18 protein-coding genes are annotated in these 21,620 nt (G+C 69.6%); 6 read left to right on the top strand and 12 right to left on the bottom strand.

Features of this window, described 5'->3' with window-relative positions:
- Positions 1 to 4: 4 nt before the first annotated feature.
- The 6 genes from ACIGA3_RS25450 to ACIGA3_RS25475 all read right to left on the bottom strand — a co-directional run bounded on the left by ACIGA3_RS25450 (position 5) and on the right by ACIGA3_RS25475 (position 6,259).
- Positions 5 to 1,060, bottom strand: coding sequence for a PLP-dependent transferase (locus ACIGA3_RS25450; protein ID WP_399719859.1), 1,056 nt, complete (start codon positions 1,058 to 1,060; stop codon positions 5 to 7).
- Positions 1,057 to 2,529 (bottom strand): radical SAM protein, encoded by a 1,473-nt coding sequence (locus tag ACIGA3_RS25455; RefSeq protein ID WP_399719862.1) that lies wholly within the window; start codon positions 2,527 to 2,529, stop codon positions 1,057 to 1,059. The genes ACIGA3_RS25450 and ACIGA3_RS25455 overlap by 4 nt, the downstream gene beginning before the upstream one ends.
- 58 nt (positions 2,530 to 2,587) lie before the next feature.
- Positions 2,588 to 3,088: an SAM-dependent methyltransferase gene (locus tag ACIGA3_RS25460; RefSeq protein ID WP_399719865.1), complete on the bottom strand. Its 501-nt coding sequence runs from the start codon at positions 3,086 to 3,088 to the stop codon at positions 2,588 to 2,590.
- A gap of 26 nt (positions 3,089 to 3,114) precedes the next feature.
- Positions 3,115 to 4,209 carry a thioesterase domain-containing protein gene (locus ACIGA3_RS25465; RefSeq protein WP_399719868.1) on the bottom strand — a complete coding sequence of 365 codons (1,095 nt, stop codon included), beginning with the start codon at positions 4,207 to 4,209 and terminating at the stop codon, positions 3,115 to 3,117.
- 65 nt (positions 4,210 to 4,274) lie between these two features.
- Complete coding sequence (locus ACIGA3_RS25470; RefSeq protein WP_399719870.1) at positions 4,275 to 5,513, bottom strand: MFS transporter; 1,239 nt, start codon at positions 5,511 to 5,513, stop codon at positions 4,275 to 4,277.
- On the bottom strand, positions 5,510 to 6,259 hold the full coding sequence (locus tag ACIGA3_RS25475; RefSeq protein ID WP_399719873.1) for an alpha/beta fold hydrolase: 750 nt from the start codon (positions 6,257 to 6,259) through the stop codon (positions 5,510 to 5,512). The genes ACIGA3_RS25470 and ACIGA3_RS25475 overlap by 4 nt, the downstream gene beginning before the upstream one ends.
- A gap of 218 nt (positions 6,260 to 6,477) precedes the next feature.
- Between ACIGA3_RS25475 and ACIGA3_RS25480 the strand changes: the two genes are divergently transcribed.
- The 3 genes from ACIGA3_RS25480 to metK all read left to right on the top strand — a co-directional run bounded on the left by ACIGA3_RS25480 (position 6,478) and on the right by metK (position 9,754).
- Positions 6,478 to 8,001 (top strand): amino acid adenylation domain-containing protein, encoded by a 1,524-nt coding sequence (locus ACIGA3_RS25480; RefSeq protein ID WP_399719876.1) that lies wholly within the window; start codon positions 6,478 to 6,480, stop codon positions 7,999 to 8,001.
- Between the two features lie 82 nt (positions 8,002 to 8,083).
- The gene (locus tag ACIGA3_RS25485) at positions 8,084 to 8,479 is read left to right on the top strand and encodes a hypothetical protein (protein WP_399719878.1); all 396 of its coding nucleotides are present in this window, start codon (positions 8,084 to 8,086) and stop codon (positions 8,477 to 8,479) included.
- 54 nt (positions 8,480 to 8,533) lie between these two features.
- Positions 8,534 to 9,754 (top strand): methionine adenosyltransferase, encoded by a 1,221-nt coding sequence (metK, locus tag ACIGA3_RS25490; protein WP_399719879.1) that lies wholly within the window; start codon positions 8,534 to 8,536, stop codon positions 9,752 to 9,754.
- Positions 9,755 to 9,793: 39 nt separating this feature from the next.
- On the opposite strand, the gene ACIGA3_RS25495 is transcribed toward metK, so the two are convergent.
- Complete coding sequence (locus tag ACIGA3_RS25495) at positions 9,794 to 10,312, bottom strand: response regulator transcription factor (protein ID WP_399719881.1); 519 nt, start codon at positions 10,310 to 10,312, stop codon at positions 9,794 to 9,796.
- Between the two features lie 145 nt (positions 10,313 to 10,457).
- Positions 10,458 to 11,390 carry a Gfo/Idh/MocA family protein gene (locus ACIGA3_RS25500; RefSeq protein ID WP_399719883.1) on the bottom strand — a complete coding sequence of 311 codons (933 nt, stop codon included), beginning with the start codon at positions 11,388 to 11,390 and terminating at the stop codon, positions 10,458 to 10,460.
- 466 nt (positions 11,391 to 11,856) lie between these two features.
- Here ACIGA3_RS25500 and ACIGA3_RS25505 point away from each other — a divergent pair, with 466 nt between their 5' ends.
- The 3 genes from ACIGA3_RS25505 to ACIGA3_RS25515 all read left to right on the top strand — a co-directional run bounded on the left by ACIGA3_RS25505 (position 11,857) and on the right by ACIGA3_RS25515 (position 14,801).
- Positions 11,857 to 12,480, top strand: coding sequence for a flavin reductase family protein (locus ACIGA3_RS25505; RefSeq protein ID WP_399719887.1), 624 nt, complete (start codon positions 11,857 to 11,859; stop codon positions 12,478 to 12,480).
- 64 nt (positions 12,481 to 12,544) lie between these two features.
- Positions 12,545 to 13,537, top strand: a complete 993-nt coding sequence (locus tag ACIGA3_RS25510) for an NAD(P)H-quinone oxidoreductase (RefSeq protein ID WP_399719889.1) — start codon at positions 12,545 to 12,547, stop codon at positions 13,535 to 13,537.
- Positions 13,538 to 13,640: 103 nt separating this feature from the next.
- On the top strand, positions 13,641 to 14,801 hold the full coding sequence (locus ACIGA3_RS25515; protein WP_399719892.1) for an NAD-dependent formate dehydrogenase: 1,161 nt from the start codon (positions 13,641 to 13,643) through the stop codon (positions 14,799 to 14,801).
- A 3-nt stretch (positions 14,802 to 14,804) separates the two neighbouring features.
- Here the strand turns inward: ACIGA3_RS25515 and ACIGA3_RS25520 are convergent, their stop codons facing one another.
- The 4 genes from ACIGA3_RS25520 to ACIGA3_RS25535 form a co-directional block, all read right to left on the bottom strand.
- The gene (locus ACIGA3_RS25520; protein ID WP_399719895.1) at positions 14,805 to 15,824 is read right to left on the bottom strand and encodes an LLM class flavin-dependent oxidoreductase; all 1,020 of its coding nucleotides are present in this window, start codon (positions 15,822 to 15,824) and stop codon (positions 14,805 to 14,807) included.
- A gap of 47 nt (positions 15,825 to 15,871) precedes the next feature.
- The gene (locus ACIGA3_RS25525) at positions 15,872 to 16,138 is read right to left on the bottom strand and encodes a hypothetical protein (protein ID WP_399719897.1); all 267 of its coding nucleotides are present in this window, start codon (positions 16,136 to 16,138) and stop codon (positions 15,872 to 15,874) included.
- A 157-nt stretch (positions 16,139 to 16,295) separates the two neighbouring features.
- Positions 16,296 to 17,159 carry a hypothetical protein gene (locus ACIGA3_RS25530; RefSeq protein WP_399719899.1) on the bottom strand — a complete coding sequence of 288 codons (864 nt, stop codon included), beginning with the start codon at positions 17,157 to 17,159 and terminating at the stop codon, positions 16,296 to 16,298.
- On the bottom strand, positions 17,156 to 21,620 hold a 4,465-nt coding region (locus ACIGA3_RS25535), incomplete at its 5' end, for a toxin C-terminal domain-containing protein (RefSeq protein ID WP_399719902.1). The genes ACIGA3_RS25535 and ACIGA3_RS25530, both read right to left, overlap by 4 nt.

Consider the following 21,620-nt stretch of genomic DNA (forward strand, 5'->3'; position numbering starts at 1 on the left):
CTCCTCAGGTCCGGGGACGGGGCACGAGGGCCGCGTCCAGGGTCCGGCGCAGTCCGCGGATCAGCGGACCGGGGTCCTGCGTACCCACCGAGGCGCGCACCAACTGCCGTGAGACGCCGGCTTCCCGGCGTACCCGCTCGCTCAGGTGGGCGTGGGTGGTGAGCGCGGGGAGCCGCAGGGAGGTGCCCGCCGCCGGGCCGGCGCCGGCGGCGGCACCCAGCACGCCCCCGAGGTCACGGACCTCCGGGACGACCTCGAAGGCAAGCAGGCCGCCGAAGCCCTGGTGGGTCTCCAGCGCCCAGGGGGCGTCGTCGAAGGACGGCCGGTGCACCGTGCGTACGGCGCGGTGCTCACGCAGCGCGTCGGCGACCTGCTCCGCGTTGTGCCGCCGAGCCGTGATTCTCAGGCCGAGGGTGGAGAGGGACCGCTCCAGCAGGTGGGCCGCCCAGGGGTCCACCTGACAGCCGTAGTGGGCGGCCTGTCCGCGAATGGGCGCCAGGAATCGGCCGGCGCAGGTGACGAGGGCGGCGCTCACGTCACCCCACTCGTCCAGGCATGCCTTGGAGTCCTCGATGACGACCACCGCGCCCGTCTCCAGGGGCCGCAGCTCTACGGGCGACAGGGCCGTGTTGTCCACGACCAGCAGCAGGTCGTTCATCTGGGCGTAGGTGGCGAGGTCACCCAGAGGGGTCAGGCGCATCAGCGGGTCGCTCAGGGACGGGGCGTACACCACCTGGGTGGCGGGCCGCACAGCCGCGGCGACCGCGTCCACATCGGTGCAGTCGACGAAGGTGACCGTGCGTCTGGCCCCGGTGACTTCCGTGAGGAGGGCCGCGCGCAGCGGGTCGCAGGTCTGGTCGGAGGCGATGATGTGGCCGCCCGGATTGCTGAGGGCGAGCAGCACGGCCGTGGTGGCCGTCACCGCGCTCGGGAGCAGCAGCGCGGCATCCGCTCCGTGCAGGTCCGCGAACGCGTCCTCGACGCGCTGCGCGGAGCTGCGCGCCGGCGCGGTGGCGATGGGGGCGGGCGGCGCCGCCGCGGTCGAGCGGTGCACGCTCACCGCCGGCACACCGGGGCGTCGGACAGGCCGATGCGCTGGTGGAAGTAGTGGAAGATGATCTCCTCGTGCAGTGCTTCGCCGTCGAGGGTCGGCTTCAGGGCGGTGCCGTCACCGACCATCTCGACCAGGCCGCGCTCCAGCAGTTCCGCGAAAGCGGAGGCGAAGGGCTCCGTCTCCATCAGGTCGGCGCCGAAGCGGGCGCGGTAGCGCTCCAGGACGATCGGCTGGTTGGCCTTGAAGTTGAAGCCCAGGGCGGTGCCGATGGCCTTGTGCCCGGACAGCCGGCGGCCGAAGTTCAGGGGCAGGCCCTCGTTCTTCTGCATGAACGACACGTACTTGCCGATGTCGGTGATGTTGTGCGTCTGGAGGAACTCCTCCTGGTCGCCGGTGAGCCAGCCGTAGGCACCGGGGCCGTACGCGATCATGGTGTTGTAGTGCTCCCACTTGTTCTTGGACGTCTGTGGGATGTTCCCGTCCTCATAGGTGCCGGGGCGGCTCCACCAGCCGCAGGGGCTCGGGTAGTAACCCTTCTCCAGCAGGACCTCGACGGCCTCCTGGCGCATCGCGTACGTCGAGTCGAGGTCGGGGAAGCGGCCTTCGCTGATGAGCCGCTCGCGCACCGCGGGGTTGTTCCAGACCGCCCGGTTGCCGATGCCCATCTCCTCGCGGTCCGCGTTGCGCAGCCGGTAGATGGTGATGGTCGGAACGCCGAGATCGGTCAGGATCGTCATGTCACGGCGCACGGATTCCGGGGTCTGGTAGGGCAGACCGAACATCATGTCGACGTTGAAGGGGCTTCCGGTGGCCAGCAGGTTCTCGATGGCCTCGATGGACTGGGCCGCGGAATGGCGTCGCTTGGTGAAGTCGTTCACCTCGTCCTGGAGGGACTGGACGCCGAGGCTGAACCGGTTGAAGCCCAGCTCCTGCGCCGTCTCCAGGTGGTGGCGCTGGAAGTTCTCGGGGTTGCCCTCGATGTTGAACTCGACGTTGTCGGACAGGTCGTAGTTCTCGCGGGCGTGACGGACCAGCGGCTCGATGTACTCGGGGCTGTTGAGCAGCAGTGCGGCGGTGCCGCCGCCGATGTAGAAGGACTCGATGCGGGCCTGGGGTATCCAGTCGAAGCGGTCCAGGTAGCGGCGCGACTCCTCGATGAGGAGGTCCGACCACAGGCGCAGCGACGGGTCTTCCTTCCCACGCGGTACCAACCGCTTGACGTAGTTGCAGAAGTGACAGATGTAGTTGCACAGCGGCAGGTGGAAGTACAGGTGGGCGGGGTGGCCCGCACCGGGGAAGGCACCGTACTCCCGGGCCAGTTCCTCACTGTCGAGCCGGTCGCCCTCGTTCGAGGTGACGTTGATGTTGTACTCGTCGCGGGGGATCTGGAGCTGCGGGTTGCGGTCGAGGAGGCGGCCGAGGTTCAGTTCGAGATCGACGGCTCCGGTGGTGGAGCCGGTGGTGATGCTGGACAAGGGGGTCTCCCTGTGGTGGACGTTCGCGGCCGGCTCGTGGCCGGGCGGGGCGGAGCGGTCAGAAGTAGTAGGCGGACATCGCCGCTCGCAGCCAGGCCGGCTCGCGCACCGCTTCCGGTGCCGGCTGGAAGAGCTGCTGGTGGGGCTTCACGTCGAGGACGGGGGTGCCGTCCAGTGCGTCGAGCCCGCGTACGTGGAGGGTGAGGCCGTCGACGCCTGCCAGTTCGCAGCGGGACACGCCGAGCCGGTTGGGGCGCTCCTTGAGCCGCTGGGCGAGGATTCCCAGGCGCGGGAGGTCCGTACGGCCCCGCGGGTGGCACGCTCCCGTGACGGTGGCGGACTCGGGGACCAGGTGGAAGTGGAAGACCACTTCGAGGTGGGAGAACTGTTCCAGGCCGGTCACCGCGTCGGGCTGGAGCTGTGCGGGGTCGAGTTCGATGACCGCGCTGACGTCGCCCCAGTGGTCGTGGCGGGGAACGCTGCGGGGTGAACGGACGGTGCCGATCGGGCGGACGAGGTACGCGTCGTGCGCCGGGCCGGCCTTCTGGTCGGGCTCCATGTGGGGCTCTTCCCTCCTGTGGGGCGTCAGGCGAGCGGCACGGCCGGTGCGCTGCCGAGGGCGAGCTGTTCCTTGATCCGCCTGCCCAGCACTTCGACCTGGCCGGGCTCGACCATCGTGAAGTGGTCGCCGGGTACGTCACACACCACGGCGCGGGCGGCGACCTCGCTCCAGCCCAGGTCCTCGGGGAGCGTGCCGTCCTCCAGGGAGCGGTCCGTCACCCGGAAGACGGTGACCGTGCCGTCGTAGGGCTTGATCCGGTACGCGGCCAGCGCGTCCAGGTTGAACTGGTACATGTCGATCATGCGGCGCAGCCGGTCCGCGTCGAAGTCGGCCGGCATCGTGCCGGCGGCGACGGCCCGGTCCACCAGCTCCGCCGCCCTTTCCTCAGGGGTGAGGCCACGGAGCCATTCGATGTCCACCTCCAGCTTCAGTCCGCGCCAGAGGAGAGCCCGCAGGGCGAAGTCGGGGTCGGCACCCGCCTCCACGACGATCCGGGTGTCGAGCAGTCCGACGAGCCCGACCCGTTCACCGCGCTCCTTCAGCCTGCGGGCGGTCTCGTAGGCCAGCAGGCCGCCCATGGAGTAGCCGATGAGGTTCCACTCGGCGCCCTCGGGGTGGACGGTCCGCAGCTGCTCGATGAAGGTCTCGGAGATCTCCTCGATCGACTCGAGGGGCGTCTCTCCGGGCAGCAGGCCGACCGACTGCACGGCCCAGAAGGGCTGGTCGGTCCCCATGGCGCGGGCGACGGGCGGGTAGAGCAGCACCGTTCCGGAGACCGGCGGCAGGGCGTAGAGGGGACTGCCGCCGGAGCCGGCCTGGATGCGTACCAGCTGGCCGCTGGCGCCCGACGAGCCCCGGCGGATGATCTCGGCGAGCTCCGCGACGGTGGCGGCGGCGAGCAGGTCCGCGGCCGTGAGGTCGACCTGGAAGAGCCGGCGCACTTCGACGGTGAGCCGGATCGCGAGCAGCGAATGGCCGCCGAGCGCGAAGAAGTCGTCGTGGATGCCGACGTCGGTCCGGCCGAGCAGCTTGCGCCAGATGTCGCACAGCTGGAGTTCGACTCCGTCCCGGCCGGTGCCCGCGGGTGCGGGCTCGGTGGTCGCTTCCTGGTGGAGCATGGTCTTTCCCCTGTTCCCCGCGCCGGACTGGACGGCCGCGCGGGCCTCTTCGTAGGTGTCGGCGTTCAGACGGTGGTGAGCGCGTTCGGATCGGCTTCGCCGGCCCCGGCGCCGCGGTTGCTCGCCCACCGGACGGCCGGGGCCATCAGCAGTCCGCCGGCCAGGAACACCAGGCCGAGCACCAGCCAGCCGGGGGTGCCCCAGTCGATCAGGAGCAGGGTGAGCGAGACCGGGCCGAACATCTGGACCGCCGCGACCCCCGTGTTGAACAGGCCCTGGTACTGGCCCTGCCGGTCCTTGGGGGCGAGTTCGTAGCCGATCAGCCAGGAGCCGGCGGACTGGACCATCTCGCCGTACACGTGCAGGGCCGTGGCCACCACCAGGACCGCCGTCGCCGTCACCGCGCCGCGGCCGGCCGACAGGGCGAAGGCCGCGCAGGAGGCGAGGAGTACCACGCCCGCCACCCGGAAGGCGCGGACGGCCGGTTCCAGGGCGTCGATCTTCTTCGTGACCCGGACCTGGAGCACGACGACGGCGAGGGTGTTGAGGAGCAGCAGGACCGCGGTCAGCGAGCGCGGTGCGCCGGTGTGCAGGGCGATCCAGAGCGGAAGCACCACCTCCAGGATGGGGATGTGCAGCAGCATCACCATGTTGATCAGGGCCAGCAGCGCGTACGGGCGATCGTGGAGCACCGCGAGGCGGGGCTCGCCGGGCGCACGCAGCGGGGACGGGGTCACGGCGGGCAGCCGCAGGAAGACCAGTCCGCACACCACGAAGCTGAGCGCGTTGAGCGCGAAGGTGAGGCGGTACGCCGTACCGGTGTCCCACAGGAGGGCCAGGCCGCCCAGCGTCGCGCCCGCCGAGACGCCCACGTTGGTGACCACGCGGATCTTGGCGCGGACGCGTACGAGGCTCTCGCCGCTCAGCACCGCCGGTATCAGCGCTTGCCGGGCGGCGTGCGCGCCCCGTTCGAACATCGCGTACAGGAAGGCGATCAGGACGAACAGTGGGAACGAATCCGTCGTGAGGTACGTGGCGGTGGTCAGTCCGGCGAGCACGAGCAGGGCCGCGGCGGTGCCGCGGGCCCCCTTGCGGTCCGCGAGGTGGCCGAAGGGGACCCCCGCGAACAGGCCGGCGATGCCGGCGATGCTCAGTCCCAGACCCAGCTGAGAAGCCGAGAAACCCACGATACGGGTGAAATAAAGCGCCGAAACCGTCAGGAAAACACCGTTTCCGAGGGAATTGGCGAGTGTTCCGGCCAGCAGGGTGCGCCCGGGCCCCCGCTCCATGAATCCGGCCTTCATGCGACGCTGTCCCTTCCGTTCGTCCCGCCGAAATGATTCCGGTAGAAATCGCGCATGGCGAAGGTGATCTCGTCCGTGTTGCGATGACAGTCGGCGTGCGTGCCCTCGATGAATTTCAGGGAAAAGTGGGCACTGTCACGACGGGACAGACGCTCGCGCTCGTCAGCCGCGATGTTGGCGCTCCCCTCGGCGGCCAGCACCAGTACGGGTACGCCCATGCGTTCCAGCAGATCCAGAAGGTGCCCGAAGTCGTAGTGCCAGCGCAGCAGGCTCCCTTCGGCCCACTCGTCGGCGACGTGCCAGTCGGGGTGGGCGTCGAAGGACTGGTCGACGACCACCAGACTGCGCACCCGGGAAGCGCCCCAGGTGACCGCGGAGACCGCTGCCACCAACCCCCCGTACGAGTATCCGACCAGGTGCAACTCGTCCGGGAGGGCGTCGGCCAAGCGGTGCAGGTCGGCCGAGAAGTCCAGGACCGAATACCCCCACGCGGGCTTGTGACTGTCGCCGTGGGCGCGCAGGGACGGGTAGACGGCGACCGAGTCCGCCCCGCACAGCGCGTCCCCGACGGGCCGCAACTGCCCCTTGTCGCCGCCGAATCCGTGGAGCATGAGCATGTTCCCCGGCGCTCCGCCCGCATCCGGCCGGCCGGGTACGGCGTCGTAGTCCAGCAGCGCGATGCCGCTGGGGTGTTCCGCCAGGACCGGACCGGCAAGAATTCCCGCTTCCGGGTCGGGAGCGCTCATCGAATAAACCCTTCGGAAAATACCGAATACGGTGACGGAAGGCCGGCGGGCCGTCATGCCTGTAGGGGCGTTCATCGCCGGACATCCATTAATTTCCCGATCGGGGACTGCCGCGTCAATGCCCTCGGGTGTCCCCAGAACCGGGGACGCGGCGGCAGGTGCAAAGGAGCCTCTCATCGGTCTAGGTTCATCATCCGCAGGTTCTGGAGGGATGTTCCGTGGGAATTGCGCTCATTCATCAGGCCGTCGCCCACCAGGCACACCTCACGCCCGACGCGATCGCGGTCGTGGACGGTGACACACGCCTGGCGTACGGGGCGCTCGACGCCCTGTCGGACGGCTGGGCCGAGCAGCTGGCCCGCAGGGGGGTGGGACCGGGCACGTCGGTCCCCGTCCTGCTGCCGCGCTCGGCCGCCCTGTACGTGGCGCTGCTCGCGGTCCTCAAGTGCGGCGCCGGGTATGCGGCTCTGGACCCGCGGTGGCCCCGCGCGAGGACCGAGGGGGTGCTGCGGCACCTGGCCGCGCCGGTGCTCGTGACGGACGCGCAGGAGCCGCCCGGTGAGGGGCCGGTGTGGCGCCCGCCCGCCCTCGGCACGTCAGCGGGCGGGGCGGCGGCCGATCGGCCGGCCGCCGCGGCCACCTTCGTGGCCCACGACGGGCCGGCCGATACGCCCGCCACCGTCTTCTACACCTCCGGGACCAGCGGCGCGCCCAAGGGGGTGGTGTCACCGCATGCGGCCACGACGCGCCTCTTCGCGGCGGACGGCCCGCTCGCCTTCGGTCCGGGCACCGCCATGATGCAGGCGGCTCCGGCTCCCTGGGACGCGTTCTCGATGGAACTGTGGGGCATGCTCACCACCGGTGGGACCTGCGTCACCGCGGCCGAGGACTACCTCCTCCCGGACACCCTGCGGCGGCTCGTCGACACCTGCGGGGTCGACACCGCCTGGCTGACCGCCTCCCTGTTCAACCTGTTCACGGAGATCGACCTGGACTGCTTCGAGGGGCTGCGGCGGCTGTACATCGGCGGTGAAAGGCTGTCCACCACCCATGTCTCCCGGTTCCTCGCCCGTCACCCCGGGATACGGCTGTTCAACGGTTACGGACCGGTCGAGAGCTGCGTCTTCGCCACCGTCCACCCGATCGGCCCCGAGGACTGCGACCGGCCGTACGGTGTGCCCATCGGCCGGGAGGTCCCCGGTACCGAGGTGCACGTATTGGACGGCGAGGGTCTCCCGTGCGGCCCGGGCGTCGTCGGCGAACTGTGCATCAGCGGGGACGGTCTGGCCCGCGGTTACCTCGGGGAGTCGGCGCTGACGGCGGCCCGTTTCCGGGTGAGCCCCGTCGGCGGGACGCCACTGCGCCACTACCGGACCGGCGACCGCGGGTTCCGGGACGCCGACGGACTCCTCCACTTCACCGGGCGCACCGACCGGCAGGTCAAGATCCGCGGCCACCGCATCGAACCGGAGGGGATCGAGGCGCACGCCGCCGACCTGCCCGGCATCGCCGACTGTGCCGCCGTGCCCGTACCCGGTGAGCTGGGGAACTACGACCGGCTCGCGCTCTTCTACACCGCCGACGGTGAGGACGCCGGCCCGCCCGAGCTGGTGCGCCGTGCGCTCGGGCTCCGGCTGCCGCCCTACGCGGTGCCCGACGTCGTCCAGCGGGTGGACCGTCTGCCGGTCACCGCCAACGGCAAGATCGACCGCTCGCGCCTGCTGGCGGCCCTCTCCGGCTGACGGCTCGCGCCCGGGCCCTGCGCAGACCGCCGGCCGCCGGCCCACCACCACCTCACCCGTCACCCCCGAGAGGCTCCGGCCCATGCCCGTCATCACCCTCATGTCGCCCGATCCCAGCCCCGGCCGCCCGGCGCTCGCCCGGATCGCCAAGGCCGTCACCGGCCTGCTCGGCATCCCGGCGGAGCACTGCTGGGTGCTCTGGCAGCGGCTCGACGCCGACTCCGCGCACCGGCCGGAGTGGCCGGTCGGCTCCGTCGGTCCGCACGCCCCCATCGGCTTCGTCACCTGCAAGGAGACGTACCCGCGCGAGAGCGTGGAGCGGCTGTTGCGCCTGCTGCGGGACGAGCTGAGCGCGCTGCTGGCCGTGCCTGCCGACGAGGTGTACCTCGTCGTGCGGCGGGCCGTCCCGGGCGAGCTGCTCGTCCGCGGGGACGTGTGGCAGGCGGACCCGCCGTCCCTCGGCCGGACCGGCTCCTGAACCCGGCCCGGCCGGTCACCCGCGTACTGCACCCACCCCTTCCGGAGGAGCTCCGTGTCCCGCCGCCTGTTCACCTCGGAATCCGTCACCGAGGGTCACCCCGACAAGATCGCCGACCAGATCAGCGACACCGTTCTCGACGCGCTGCTCAAGGAGGACCCCACGTCGCGGGTCGCCGTGGAGACCCTCGTCACCACGGGTCTGGTGCACGTCGCGGGCGAGGTGACCACCTCCGCCTTCGCGCCCATTGCGTCCCTCGTGCGTGACCGGATCCTGGAGATCGGCTACGACAGCTCTCTCCAGGGCTTCGACGGGGCCTCGTGCGGGGTGTCCGTGTCCATCGGGGCGCAGTCGCCGGACATCGCCCAAGGGGTCGACCACGCCCACGAGTCGCGCACCGCGGGCAGCCCGGGCGGGGCCGGGGCGGATGCCGTGGACGAGCTCGGCCGGCAGGGCGCCGGCGACCAGGGCCTGATGTTCGGCTACGCCTGCGACGAGACCCCCGAGCTGATGCCGCTGCCGATCATGCTGGCCCACCGGCTGGCCCGGCGCCTGGCCGCCGTACGCAAGGACGGCACGCTCAGCTACCTGCGCCCGGACGGCAAGACGCAGGTCACCATCGAGTACGACGGCGACCGTCCGGTCCGGCTCGACACGGTCGTCGTGTCCGCGCAGCACTCCCCTGACCTCGACATCGACTCGGTGCTGGTACCGGACGTCCACGAGTGCGTGGTGGAGCCCGAGCTGGTGTCGCTCGGCCTCGAGACCAAGGACTACCGGCTGCTGGTGAACCCGACCGGGCGCTTCGAGATCGGCGGCCCGATGGGCGACGCCGGCCTCACCGGCCGCAAGATCATCATCGACACGTACGGCGGCATGGCCCGCCACGGCGGCGGCGCCTTCTCCGGCAAGGACCCTTCGAAGGTCGACCGCTCCGCCGCCTACGCCATGCGCTGGGTCGCGAAGAACATCGTGGCCGCGGGCCTGGCGCGGCGGGCCGAGGTGCAGGTCGCCTATGCGATCGGCAAGGCGGAGCCGGTCGGTCTGTTCGTGGAGACCTTCGGCACCGAGGCCGTACCCGTCGCGAGGATCCAGGACGCGGTGACGGCCGTCTTCGACCTGCGTCCCGCCGCCATCATCCGGGACCTGGACCTGCTGCGGCCGATCTACGCCCAGACCGCCGCCTACGGCCACTTCGGGCGCGAGCTGCCGGACTTCACCTGGGAGCGCACCGACCGCGCCGAGCAGCTGCGGCTGGCGGCGGGAACCGGGTGAGGCGCCGCCCGGCAGGCACGGCGGCCGGGTGGCGCGGCGTCAGTCGCGCCCGTACTCCATCGCCGCCCTCACCAGTTCGGCCTTGTTGCCGACGCCGAGTTTGCCGCGTACCCGTTTGACGTACGTGTCCACGGTGTGGCAACTGATGCCGAGCCGGCGCGCGGTCTGGTCGTGCGTCAGGCCCTGGGCCAGCATGCGGAGCACCTGCTGCTCGCGGGCGGACAGCAGCTTCCTGGCATCCGCCGGGCCCGGTGCCCGCGTCTCGGCCGTCCGGTGCGTCCGGTCGGCCGTCGCACGTGACCGGTGGGCCGCCGCGCGGACCGCGACGGCCAGGGTCACGGGGTCGGACCGCTCGGACAGGCAGCCGCTGATTCCCGGGGAGGCGCTTTCGAGTTCCGTGGACGACAGGAGCAGGACGCAGGACGCCCGGGTCGCCGCGGCTTCGGTCAGCGGTGACCGTTCGGGGGGCCGGTCCATCACGAGGACGTCCAGGCGGTCCGGCATGCTGCCCGGGACAGCCGGTCCCGCACCGTCCGCGTGCACCACGTGGACCCTCATGTCCGGGGCTTCCATGAGGGCTTGGCACACGGCCCACCCGATGAGCGGATGATCGTGGATGAGACCGATCTCGAACAACGGAACCTCCAGTGTGGAAGGTGTGGAGTGGCGGGAGCCCGGCGCCGGGTGCCGGTCGCAGGGGGGCTCACGCGCGCAGCGTCTCGAGGATGCGGGTCACGGCGCGCGCGTCGTCCAGACCGCTGTGCCGGGTCCGGCGGCCCGACCTCATGGCCTCGGCCATGTCCTCGTAGACCAGACGCCGTAGCGAGGGGCCCCGCAGGGTGGGCCAGACGTCCTCGGCGTCACCGATCCGCGCGCTGACGGTTCCGTTCTCGACGGACAGGCTGCCGTCGGGGCCGAGGACGTGGAGACGTTCGGTGGTGGCCGCGGCCTCGGAGGTCGTCGCGAAGGAGAGGGTGGCTCCGCCGCGGAACTCGACGACGCCGGTGACGCGGGTGTCGATCCCCCGGGACAGTTCCCGCAGGGGGGCGATCCACATCCTTGCGGGATCGCCGAGGAGTTGGCAGGCGAGATCCAAGTAGTGGACCGCGTGGTGGGCGGCGGTGCCGCCCAGGGCCGCCGCGGGGTCCGACCGCCATCGGGCCCGGCGGAAGTGGGCCGGCGGCCGGAACCTGGCCACTTCGAGCGTCGCCGTCACCGAGGGGTCGGACCAGTCGGCCGAGCAGACGGCTTCCGGCAGACGGTGGCGCTGCTGGAGCATGACGCCGATGGGCCGGCCGACGCGTTCGGCCGTGGCCACCATCAGGTCCACCTCCCGCTCGCAGAGGGCGGGAGGCGCCTCCAGCAGCACCGCCTTGCCCGCCTTCAGTGCCTCCAGGGCGAGGGCCGCCCGGCCTCCGGGCGGCAGGCACAGCCCCACCAGGTTGATGTCCGGATCGGCGAGCAGCACCTCCCAGGACGGCAGGCGCGGCAGGGACCCCGTCGTCAGTCGCGTGTTCGTCTCGACCACGGCGGCCACCCGGAGCCCGGTCGCGCCGGCCAGGGCCTCGGCGTGCTGGCGCCCCGCCACTCCGAATCCGACGAGGCCGACGTTCACGTCCGGGGCGGCTACCACCACCCGTTGTCATCCCCGGCCGAGTGGACGACCATGGCGGGCGACCCGTCGGACACCGAGTGCGGGCCGGCCGACGCGGCAGCCGTCCACGGCGGCGACGAGGTGACGGCGTGCACCGTCACGGTGGTCTCCGCGGTTTGGACGAGACAGGCGGCAGCGACGACTGCGCATAGGCGCAGGGTGTCTCTCATGTGTTCCCCCGTAAGTGTGGAGCCGTGTGGTACTGCGCGGCACGGGTCCATCGTGGCGGCCGAAAACGACGTGATCAACGGCTCGGCATGGCAGTCAGTGGCCATGACGGATCGCCGCCAGACCCGTCCAGCGTCTCACATGCTGAGATTTACCAGGCGTTCCGCCGGGAAAATTCACCTTCCGTGCATCTTTGCTCACCCATCGACGTACGGCGGCCGGGACTCCGCCATCGACGCCGCCCCCGGGCGCGGGCGTGGGCGCGGGGATACTGGGGATCATGCGCATCGACTTCGATCCCTCGGCCATGGGCCGCCATGCCTTCTACCGGCTCTTGACCTCGGTGGTGGTGCCGCGGCCGATCGCGTGGGTGTCCACGGTCTCGAAGGAGCACCCGGACCGGCCGAACCTCGCGCCGCACTCCTTCTTCTCGGTCTCCTGCGTGGAGCCGCCGATCGTGCAGTTCACCTCGGTGACGCGGAAGGACTCGCTGCGGAACGTGGAGGAGACCGGGGAGTTCGTGGTCAACCTCGCGCCGGAGTCGCTGTTCCGGGAGATCAACGACACCGCCACCGACTTCCCGTCCGAGGTGAGCGAGTTCGACGCGGTGGGGCTGGAGCGGGAGCCCTCGCTGCGGGTGCGGCCGCCGCGGGTCGCGGCCTCGCCGGCGGCGCTGGAGTGCGAGCTGCACAGCCTGCTGACGCTGGGCGACTCCACGGTGGTGTTCGGCCGGGTGGTGCACGCGGTGGTGAGCGAGGAAGCGCTCGCCGACGACGGCCTGCCGGACATCGAGCGGCTGCGCCCGCTGACCCGGCTGGGCCGCGACGAGTGGGGGACGCTCGGCAAGGTGCTGGACAAGCCCCGCATCCGCTGGCGCGACTGGCAGGAGGGCGAGCGCAGCTGACACGAACGCCGGGTTCGGATAGATCTGCCTGTTACGCGGCTTTCGCGGGGGTAGCGTCGCGCGCATGCACGCGATCACGACGACCGAACCCGGTGGGCCCGAGAAGCTGACCTGGAGCGAGGTGCCCGACCCGGTGCCCGGCAGCGGCGAGGTACTGGTCGACGTCGCGGCCACCGGCGTCAACCGGGCCGACATCATGCAGCGCCAGGGCGCCTACGCCCCGCCGCCCGGCGCCTCCCCCTACCTCGGCCTGGAGTGCTCCGGCCGGATCGCCGCGCTCGGCCCCGAGGTCTCCGGCTGGGCGGTCGGCGACGAGGTGTGCGCGCTGCTCACGGGCGGCGGATACGCCGAGAAGGTCGCCGTACCGGCCGGCCAGTTGCTGCCCGTGCCCAAGGGCATCAGCCTGGTACAGGCGGCGGCGCTGCCCGAGGTGGTGTGCACGGTCTGGTCCAACGTCTTCATGGTCGCGCAGCTGCGCCCCGGCGAGCTGCTCCTCGTCCAGGGCGGCGCGGGCGGTATCGGCACCATGGCGATCCAGGTGGCCAAGGCGGTCGGCGCCCGCGTCGCGGTGACCGCCGGCTCGCGGGCGAAGCTGGACTTCTGCGCCGGGCTGGGCGCGGACATCCTGATCAACTACCACGAGCAGGACTTCGTCACCGCGATCGAGCGGGCCACCGACGGCGCGGGCGCCGACGTCATCCTCGACAACATGGGCGGCGGCGAGTACCTGGACCGCAATGTGCAGGCCCTCGCCGCCAACGGCCGCCTGGCGATCATCGGCCTCCAGGGCGGTACCAAGGGCGAGCTGAACATCGCCGCCCTGCTGATGAAGGAGGGCACCATCACGGCGACCTCGCTGCGGGCCCGGCCGCTGAAGGAGAAGGCGGCCATCGTCGCCGGTGTACGCGAGCATGTCTGGCCCCTGATCGAGTCGGGGCGGGTCCGCCCCGTCATCGACCAGGAGCTGCCCATGCCTGACGCGGCCGAGGCGCATCGCGCGATGGACAGCAGCCATATCGGCAAGGTGTTGCTCACGGCGCCGCGGCGGCAGAAGTAATGGGTCTTGACAGTGCGTCAGATAGCCGACAGGCACCCGAATAGGTGAACTGGTAGGCTCGAATCAGCACCCGAATGATCACCTTTTCGTTAAGGGGTTGCTGATGTCGACCGTTCTGTGCGTGCTCTATCCCGACCCGCAGGCCGGATATCCCCCGGTATACGCGCGGGACGAGATCCCGGACATCAAATGGAACGTCAACGGCCGACCGGCCCCCGCACCCGAAGGCCCGCTCGGATTCAAGCCGGGTGAACTCCTCGGGTGTGTTTCGGGTGAACTCGGACTGCGGAGCTATCTGGAGAAGAACGGCCATCAGCTGATCGTCACGAGCGACAAGGACGGGGAGCAGGCCGAGTTCGAGAAGTATCTCCCCGAAGCTGAAGTCGTCATTTCGCAGCCGTTCTGGCCGGCGTATCTGACGAAGGAGCGCATAGCCAGGGCGTCGAAGCTGAAACTGGCGCTCACGGCGGGGATCGGCTCCGACCATGTCGACCTGGAGGCCGCGGCACAGGGGCACATCACCGTCGCCGAGGTCACCGGCTCGAACAGCGTCAGCGTGGCCGAGCACACCGTCATGATGATCCTGGCCCAGGTTCGCAACTACCTGCCGGCGCACGGCATTTCCGTCAACGGCGTCTGGAACATCGCGGACTGCGTGGAGCGCGGCTACGACGTCGAGGGAATGAAGTACGGGGCCGTCGGGGCCGGCCGTATCGGTCTGGCCGTACTGCGCCGGCTGAAGCCTTTCGGCCTGGAACTGCATTACCACCAGCGACACCCTCTCGCCCCGGAGATCGAGAAAGAGCTGGGCCTCACCTATCATCGCGACCTGGAGTCGATGATCACCGATATCGACATTCTGAGCCTGCAATTGCCGTTGTACCCGTCGACGGAGAACATGCTGAACGCGGAGACATTCAGCATGATGAAGCGCGGGACGTACATCATCAATTGCGGGCGGGCCAAGCTGGTCGATCGCGACGCGGTCGTGGAGGCCGTGCGGTCCGGCCATATCGCGGGCTATGCGGGAGATGTCTGGTATCCGCAGCCGGCGCCGGTCGACCATCCCTGGCGCACCATGCCGTTCAACGGAATGACGCCCCATATTTCCGGCACAACGCTTTCCGCGCAGGCCCGCTATGCCGCCGGAACGCTCGACGTCCTCCAGTGCTATTTCGAGCAGCGCCCCATCTGCGAGGAATACCTGGTCGTCGACGGGGGAAATCTCGCCGGCGTGGGAGCCCAGTCGTACGAATTGAAGTAACGCCTAGTCGACGGGGTCGAGTCCCCAGGCGTCGGCGAGCAGCGTGAACGACCGCGCCCGGTGGGCGGGGTCGTGGGTGTAGGTGGTGATGATGAGTTCGTCGGCCTTCAGGTCGGCGACGAGCGCCTCCAGCTGAGCGACGACCGTCTCCGGGGACCCCACCGCGCGTACCTGCTGGAAGTCGTCGACGAACCGGGCGACATCGGGGCTGATCACGGCCGCCAGGTCCTCGACCGGCGGTGGCAGCGGGCCGCGCCGGCCGGTGTAGATGCCCGCGGCCATCTGCTGGGCCGTGGTGAACAGGAAACGGGCCTCGTCGTCGGTCGGGGCCACGAGGACGTTGACGCCGACCATGGCGTAGGGCCGCCTGATCTCGGCGATGCCGGACTCCGTCGAGAAGCGTGAGCGGTACAGCTCGAGCGCCTCGTGCCGCATCTGCGGGGCGAAGTGCGAGGCGAAGGCGTACGGCAGTCCCAGGTAGGCGGCGACCGCCGCGCCGTCGAGGCTCGATCCCAGCATCCACAGCGGGACCTCGGTGCCCCGGCCGGGCAGCGCCGTCACCTCCGGCCCCTGCCCGTCACGTGAGCTGAGGTAGCGGTGCAGATCGACGACGTCCTGGATGAACGTGTCGGTGGCCGCGCCGCCACGGCGCAGCGCGGCGGCCGTCGTCGGGTCCGTGCCCGGGGCGCGGCCGAGGCCGAGGTCGATGCGGTCGCCGTACATCTCGGCGAGCGTGCCGTAGTACTCCGCGACCATCAGCGGGCTGTGGTTGGGCAGCATCACGCCGCCCGAGCCCAGCCGGATGCGCTTGCTGTGCTCGGCGGCGCGGCCGATGAGCAGGGAGGTCGCCGAGGACGCGAAGGTGACGACGTTGTGGTGTTCGGCGTACCAGTACCGGTTGTAGCCGAGGGCGTCCGCGAGGCGCACCAGCTCCACTGACTGGTCGAGCGCGGTGGACGTATCGGTGCCCGAGGCCACGGGTACGAGATCGAGGATCGACAGCGGAACGCGCGGAGTAGTCATGTCGGCGCCACAATCATCAGGAGCGGAGTGCCTCCACAGCGAAGGTGTCACAGGCCGGGGCGGCCCGCAATCAGAGCCCGAGCCAACCACGATGGACGCCCTGGCTCGAGGCCATCCAGGAAGATGATCGAGTTTTGTACGTGGACAGCTTCCCCTTCCCGGTAAATGGGCCAGCAGAAGATGAAGTCAGCGGCCTCCGGGTCCGTGATCGAAGAGATGAGGCACGAGATCGAATTCTCGCTCGCCTCAAGCTCCCTCAGGGCTCTCTCCCAACTTCGAGAGTAGTAAGCCACCGTCCAGAAACTCAGGTCCATCGGGAATGATTCTGAGAAATCCCCGACCGTGACCCTACCGGCGGCCTCGGAAGGCAACGAGACGCCACCCTCCGAGGCGGGATCACCGATCACTTCGATTGCGAATCGGTTATTCCTTGAGGTAGCCGCCGCCCCGCCCCGCCCCGCCTCTCACCTCTCACCTCTCACCAGGGCTCTCCCATACCGCTCTGACTACGCCGTCTGAATCCGGCACCACGGCGCACCACCCAGCCAAGACCACATCCGCCAGCATGAACGACAATCCCCTGCCCGTTACTTCGGCGAGACTATCGGCCCCCCCTGGGTGGGCGCGGTAAATGAGCTGGCCAGGCGTGAGCGGGGCTTCGAACGCAGTGAAATCTTCGTCCAATAGCCCCGCGTCGAGCCGCAGGTCCGGGTTTGCGACAACGCAGAGGAGCGAGCGAGGCCGTACAGCCTGTGCCACCTCCGCTACATTTCCCGGAGTCACCCGGAACCATCGGCAGCCGTAAGCACCGTGCGCCCAGCGCTCACACAAGAGCACTAGCCCATCGGCCGCCGCTCGAACCGAGCCCCAAAACTCGTCGTCCACGACGTCATCGACAAGTCCTGACTCCTCCTCAGGATCCGGTTCCGAGGCGCGCCACTCAAGAGACAGGTTGTCGCCAGCGAGCCCGGTAAGCGAATTGGCTACCGCTGGATCCATTGAGAGATGGATCGCCCCATCCCATCCCGACTCGACGCGAAGCCGCCCCGGTGTGATCAGTCGGCAGTACGGTCCGAACCCAGCCGCCATCCGCTCAGCGAGATCTATCGCCTCCGCCGGGTTGGCCTGCATCCCGTTGCGGAGCCTCCAGTACCGGTCAGGGAGCGGTTCGCTGACCAGCAACTCACTGACCTCAAGACGGTCAGCCCCGCATTCCTCGATCACCACGTTGAGCAACCTCCGCAAATCCGCCGCGTAGGCACTCCAGGCCGGCGCCTCTGCCAGGGAGGCTCGCACATGCTGGTCGCTCGGGCTGACCACAAGCTCGGCTGTCATTTGGCTAGCCACTTGAGACCCAACACCTCTCCTGTCGGGGATACATCCAGCCCATACGTTCCGTCCCGAGCCGAATCCTTCGTCGACTGGAAAGGATTACGGAAGCTGGCACCCTTGAATACCGCCTGCTTGTTATGCCCGGTCCGATCGTAGGTGATATACCGAGGTTGACCGCCTCCAGCCTTCTTGTTCTCCCAAATTGGGGCCCCGCCTGCAGACTTCATTTTGGTCTTCGTGTACCCCAGGAAATTCGCAACATCGTCAGACTGTGCACGCGTGAGCGAGTTGCAGTTGCTGTTGTGAACGAGTACCGGCGTCTGACCAGCGAGTACATAGTACGTATGCAGGCTGCCCACGGTGAGGTTGTATGTCGTGGTGTGGGCGTGGTAGAGGCGGACCGCGGTGACCTTCGCTGTGCCGGTCGGGGTCTGGAGGGTGTCGCCGACCGCGAGGTTCTTCGCGTCGACGAATGCCGCCTGGGTCTTGTCGTAGAAGGGGTGGTGGAAGGTCGTCGTCAGGTGAGCGTCGTCCCGGTCGTGAGTGGGACCGCTCGTCCTTCTGATCGTCACGTCCACGAAGTCGTGGTCCGTGCGGGTCACGATCACGTTCGTGACCTTGCGCGCCCTGGTGCCCGTGGTATCCGGTACCGAGTTGGCGATCGTGTCGCCGATCTTGATCTGATCGATGGCCTTGGCCGTGCCGTCGGCCATCAATACCCGGGTGTCACCCGTGAAGCTGTTGGGTCCCGCGCAGGACGCCCCGCCCTTGCCGGCCAGCCTGCCGCCGACGTAGGAGCCCGCGGCCCCGACGGCGGCGCTCAGGGCGACATCCTTGGCATCACACTTCGTGACGCACTGGCCGGCCGCCCCGGCGGCGGCGCCGACGGCCACCATGCAGCCGAGTCCGCCCGTCTCCGGACAGAGCAGGCCGCCGATCAGCTCGACCCCCATGGAGGTCAGCGCGCCCTTCGAGCTGTTCCAGAGCTCCTTGCCCGTGACCGGACCGAGGACGGCGTACTTCAGACGGGTCTGTATCGCTTCGTAGGCGGGAGTGCCGGGACGGTTCCAGTCCCCCGGATTCTCGCGGATGATCATCCGCACGGCCGCCTGGAAGACCTGCCTGCGCTTCTCCGGGATGGAATCGAGGATGTCCGCCAGCTTCCGGCACTGGGCACCGCAGCTGTCCTGGTCGTCGGCGTCCGAGGGGAATATTCCCAGCGCGGCCAGCGCCGCCTCACCGAGCGCCCTGACCGCGGCCTGCTCCGGCGTCAGGTGCACCACCTTGCGCGGCTCGTGCTTGACCTTGTGCACCGGTGCGCGACGCGGCGCGTGCTTCACCTTCTTCGTCTGGTGGGCCACCTTGTGGGGAGCCGGCTTCTTCACCGGCTTGCGCACCTTGTGGACGACGCGGTGCGTCACGCGCCGGTGGTGATCCACGTCCTGCACGCTGTGCGAACTCCTGGACGCCTGCCGATGCGCCGACTTGTTCACGTGCTTCGCTTCATGCACGACCTTCTTGGGCGCGTGGTGGACCGGGTGGCTCACCCGGTGGGCCACCTTGTGGCCGGACTTGCAGTGGGCCGAACTGCAGTGCCCGGTGGGGTCGGTACCGAGAAGCGGGTTGTCACCGACGTAGGCGAAGGGGTTGGCGGCCGCCGAGTTGGGGGCCGGATCGATGGCCAGGGTGTCCTTGTTCATGAACTGGCCGGCGTCGGGGTTGTACCAGCGGGCGGCCATGTCGACCTTGCTGGTGCCGGGATCGGTCCAGCCGGACTGGTAACCCAGCAGGCCGAAGCTGCTGCTGGAGGCGGTGACCTTGCCCAGGGGGCTGTAGGTGCTGGAGCCGGCGAGGGTGGTCGCACCGGCGGTGAAGGTGCCGATCACGTCGTCGTGCTGGTCGGTGAAGGCCAGACGGCCGGTGGTGGTGCTGGAGGCGCCCGCAGTGTTGATACCGACCAGACCGCCCGAGGGATCGTAGGTGTACTGGTAGGACTGGTCGTTGGCAACCGTGTTGCCGGCCCCGGAGTAGGTCAGGGTCCTGGTGCCGCCCGCCTGGGTGGTGTCGGTGATCACCCGGCCGGTGGCGTCGAGGCCATAGGTCTGGGTGCCCGCGGTGATCTGACCCCCGTAGGCGTCCGAGGTGAACGCCGTGGTGGCACCGCCGGCAGTGGACTGCTGCGTGAGCGTGCCACGAGCCGTGTAGCTGTAGGACTTCGTACCGTCCGAGGTCAGCTGGTCCCGCGCGTCGTAGGTGTAGACGTCCGCACCGGACTGGATGCGGTTGCCCGCGTCGTCGTACGCGTACCCGGTGGCTGTGGAACCGTTGTTCCAGGAGGTGAGGCGGTCGGCCCAGTCGTAAGCGTAGGTGTTGTTGGAGGCGCCGGTGACGCCGGTGGTCTTCTTGGACGTCGTGTTGCCGTCGGGGTCGTAGCCGTAGGTGACGGACGCCAGCGTGGTGGCGCCCTGCTTGAGCGTGTCCCCGGTCAGCCGGTGCAGGCCGTCGTAGCCGAACGTCCGGGACTGCCCGCTCGTGCCGTACTGGACGGACGACGGCTGCGACAGCGTGTTGTACGCGATCGTGAGCTGGGTGCCGGTGGCCGCGTCGTTCAGCGACGAGAGGCGTCCGGCGTTGTCATATCCGTATCCGGTGGTGCCGGCCGCGTCCGCGCGAGATGTCATCAGCCCGTCGGAGTCGAAGCCGAAGGAGCTGGCCCCAGCCGCGCCCGACGCCGACAGCAGGTCACCGCGGTCGTCATAGCCGAACGTCTCGGTCGTGGCGGCCTGGTGGCCGGCGCTGCCCACGGCGCCCGCCTCGGCGGTGTCGGCCTTCAGCACCCGCCCGTCGGCGTCGTAGTGGAACGTACGGGTCGCCGTCGGCGCGTCCGCGCCCGAACCCGACTGCTGGGCCAGATTGCCCATGTTGTCGTAGGTCATCTCCACCGTGGCGCCGCCCGGCTGTGTGACCGACGTGACCTGGCTGTCACCGTTGTAGCGGTAGGTGGTCGTGGAGTCGGCCGCGCTGCTGTACTGCGCGGTCGCGGGCTCGACCGATGTCTCCTGGAGGCCCAGGGAGTTATAGGTCGTGTACCACTGGTTGCCCCGGCCGTCGGTGTAACGCGTGCGGTCGCCGCTCGCGTCATAGCCGAAGGACGTGGCGATGGAGTGGGAGGCGCTGACCGGCTGGACCTCCTGGGTCAGCGTGTCCGACGCGTCGTACATGAACGTCGTCGTGTGCCCGGCGGCGTCCGTTGCCGAGGTCAGGTTGCCGTTGCCGTCATACACGTTGGACATCTGGCTGAGCAGGGCACTCGAAGCGTCGTACTGCTTCTGCTGTCCCGGCAGCCCCGCCATGGTGTAGTCGGTCTGGCTCCAGCTTCCGTCCGGCTGTGTCGTCTTCTGGGGATTGCCCATGAAGTCGTAGGTGATCCGCGTCGTGTTGCCCACGCCGTCGGTCACCGACGTCTTCTCACCGGCACGGTCGTAGCCGTACGACACGGTCCGGTTTCCCGGTGAGACGACGCTCGCCAGGTTCGCACCGCCGGGATTGGCCGCGCTCGCGGTGTACGAGTAGCGGGTGGTGAGTGTCCGGGTGGACGGGTAGCGCTCCAGGGTGGTGTCGGTGAGTTGGCGGCCCAGCCAGTCGAATGTCGACTGGGTCGTCGCGCCCGTGCCGTCGGTCACCGACAGCGTCTCGCCCTCGGTGTCGTACGTCGTGTGAACCGTCGATCCGTCCGGCCGGGTCTCCACGGCCGGGTGACCCATCTGGTCGTAGGTGAAGGAGGTCTGCTCACCGTCCGGCAGCGTCTGGGACGAGACCGCACCCGAGGTGTCGTACGCCCAGACCGTGTTCGGGGTGATGGCGCTTCCGCCCGGCGGCGTGTAGGACGGGCCGGTCTCCAGCACCTTGCTTCCGTCGGCGTCGTAGGCGGTGTTGGTGACGTTGCCGTTCGCGTCGCTGTCCTCGACCACCTCCCCGAAGGTGTTGTATCCGTTACGGGTCTCCGGACGTACCGGCTTCGCCGCGGAACCGTCGCCGGTCTCCGACTGCACCGTGGCGTCCGTGGTGATCGCGAGGTTGCCGGCCTCGTCGTAGGTGTGGTTGCTGACATTGCCGTTCGGGTCGGTCGCCGACGTGGCAAGGCCCCGCTGGTCGTACGACCAGCGTGTGGTCTGTGCGGTGGAGGAGCCGACGGTGCCGCCGGTGCGGCCCTTTCCGTAGAGCGAGGACACCTCGGTGGCGGACAGGGCCCGCTGGTAGACCTGCACGTTGGAGATACCGCCGGGCAGGGCGTCACTGTCGGCGCCCGCGTACTTGTCGCGGCCGATGGTCAGCGGACCGGTGGCGGCCCACGGCGTGGTGTTGGTGGCCGTGGCACCGGACTGGGTGCCGTTGACGTACAGCTTCATGGCGCCGTTGGAGGTGTCGTAGACGCCGACCACATGGGTCCAGGCACCGACGGCC

The organism is Streptomyces sp. NPDC085596 (assembly GCF_044541565.1).
Taxonomy (GTDB): domain Bacteria; phylum Actinomycetota; class Actinomycetes; order Streptomycetales; family Streptomycetaceae; genus Streptomyces.

What these genes read in the sequence shown, in the direction of transcription:
- ACIGA3_RS25460 (WP_399719865.1), bottom strand. Translation starts at nt 3,088, where the DNA reads ATGGAGCCCGACCAGAAGGCCGGCCCGGCGCACGACGCGTACCTCGTC.
- ACIGA3_RS25495 (WP_399719881.1), bottom strand. Translation starts at nt 10,312, where the DNA reads ATGAGGGTCCACGTGGTGCACGCGGACGGTGCGGGACCGGCTGTCCCG.
- ACIGA3_RS25525 (WP_399719897.1), bottom strand. Translation starts at nt 16,138, where the DNA reads ATGGACCTGAGTTTCTGGACGGTGGCTTACTACTCTCGAAGTTGGGAG.
- ACIGA3_RS25530 (WP_399719899.1), bottom strand. Translation starts at nt 17,159, where the DNA reads ATGACAGCCGAGCTTGTGGTCAGCCCGAGCGACCAGCATGTGCGAGCC.
- ACIGA3_RS25520 (WP_399719895.1), bottom strand. Translation starts at nt 15,824, where the DNA reads ATGACTACTCCGCGCGTTCCGCTGTCGATCCTCGATCTCGTACCCGTG.
- ACIGA3_RS25470 (WP_399719870.1), bottom strand. Translation starts at nt 5,513, where the DNA reads ATGAAGGCCGGATTCATGGAGCGGGGGCCCGGGCGCACCCTGCTGGCC.
- ACIGA3_RS25475 (WP_399719873.1), bottom strand. Translation starts at nt 6,259, where the DNA reads ATGAGCGCTCCCGACCCGGAAGCGGGAATTCTTGCCGGTCCGGTCCTG.
- ACIGA3_RS25515 (WP_399719892.1), top strand. Translation starts at nt 13,641, where the DNA reads ATGTCGACCGTTCTGTGCGTGCTCTATCCCGACCCGCAGGCCGGATAT.
- ACIGA3_RS25465 (WP_399719868.1), bottom strand. Translation starts at nt 4,209, where the DNA reads ATGCTCCACCAGGAAGCGACCACCGAGCCCGCACCCGCGGGCACCGGC.
- ACIGA3_RS25510 (WP_399719889.1), top strand. Translation starts at nt 12,545, where the DNA reads ATGCACGCGATCACGACGACCGAACCCGGTGGGCCCGAGAAGCTGACC.
- ACIGA3_RS25505 (WP_399719887.1), top strand. Translation starts at nt 11,857, where the DNA reads ATGCGCATCGACTTCGATCCCTCGGCCATGGGCCGCCATGCCTTCTAC.
- ACIGA3_RS25485 (WP_399719878.1), top strand. Translation starts at nt 8,084, where the DNA reads ATGCCCGTCATCACCCTCATGTCGCCCGATCCCAGCCCCGGCCGCCCG.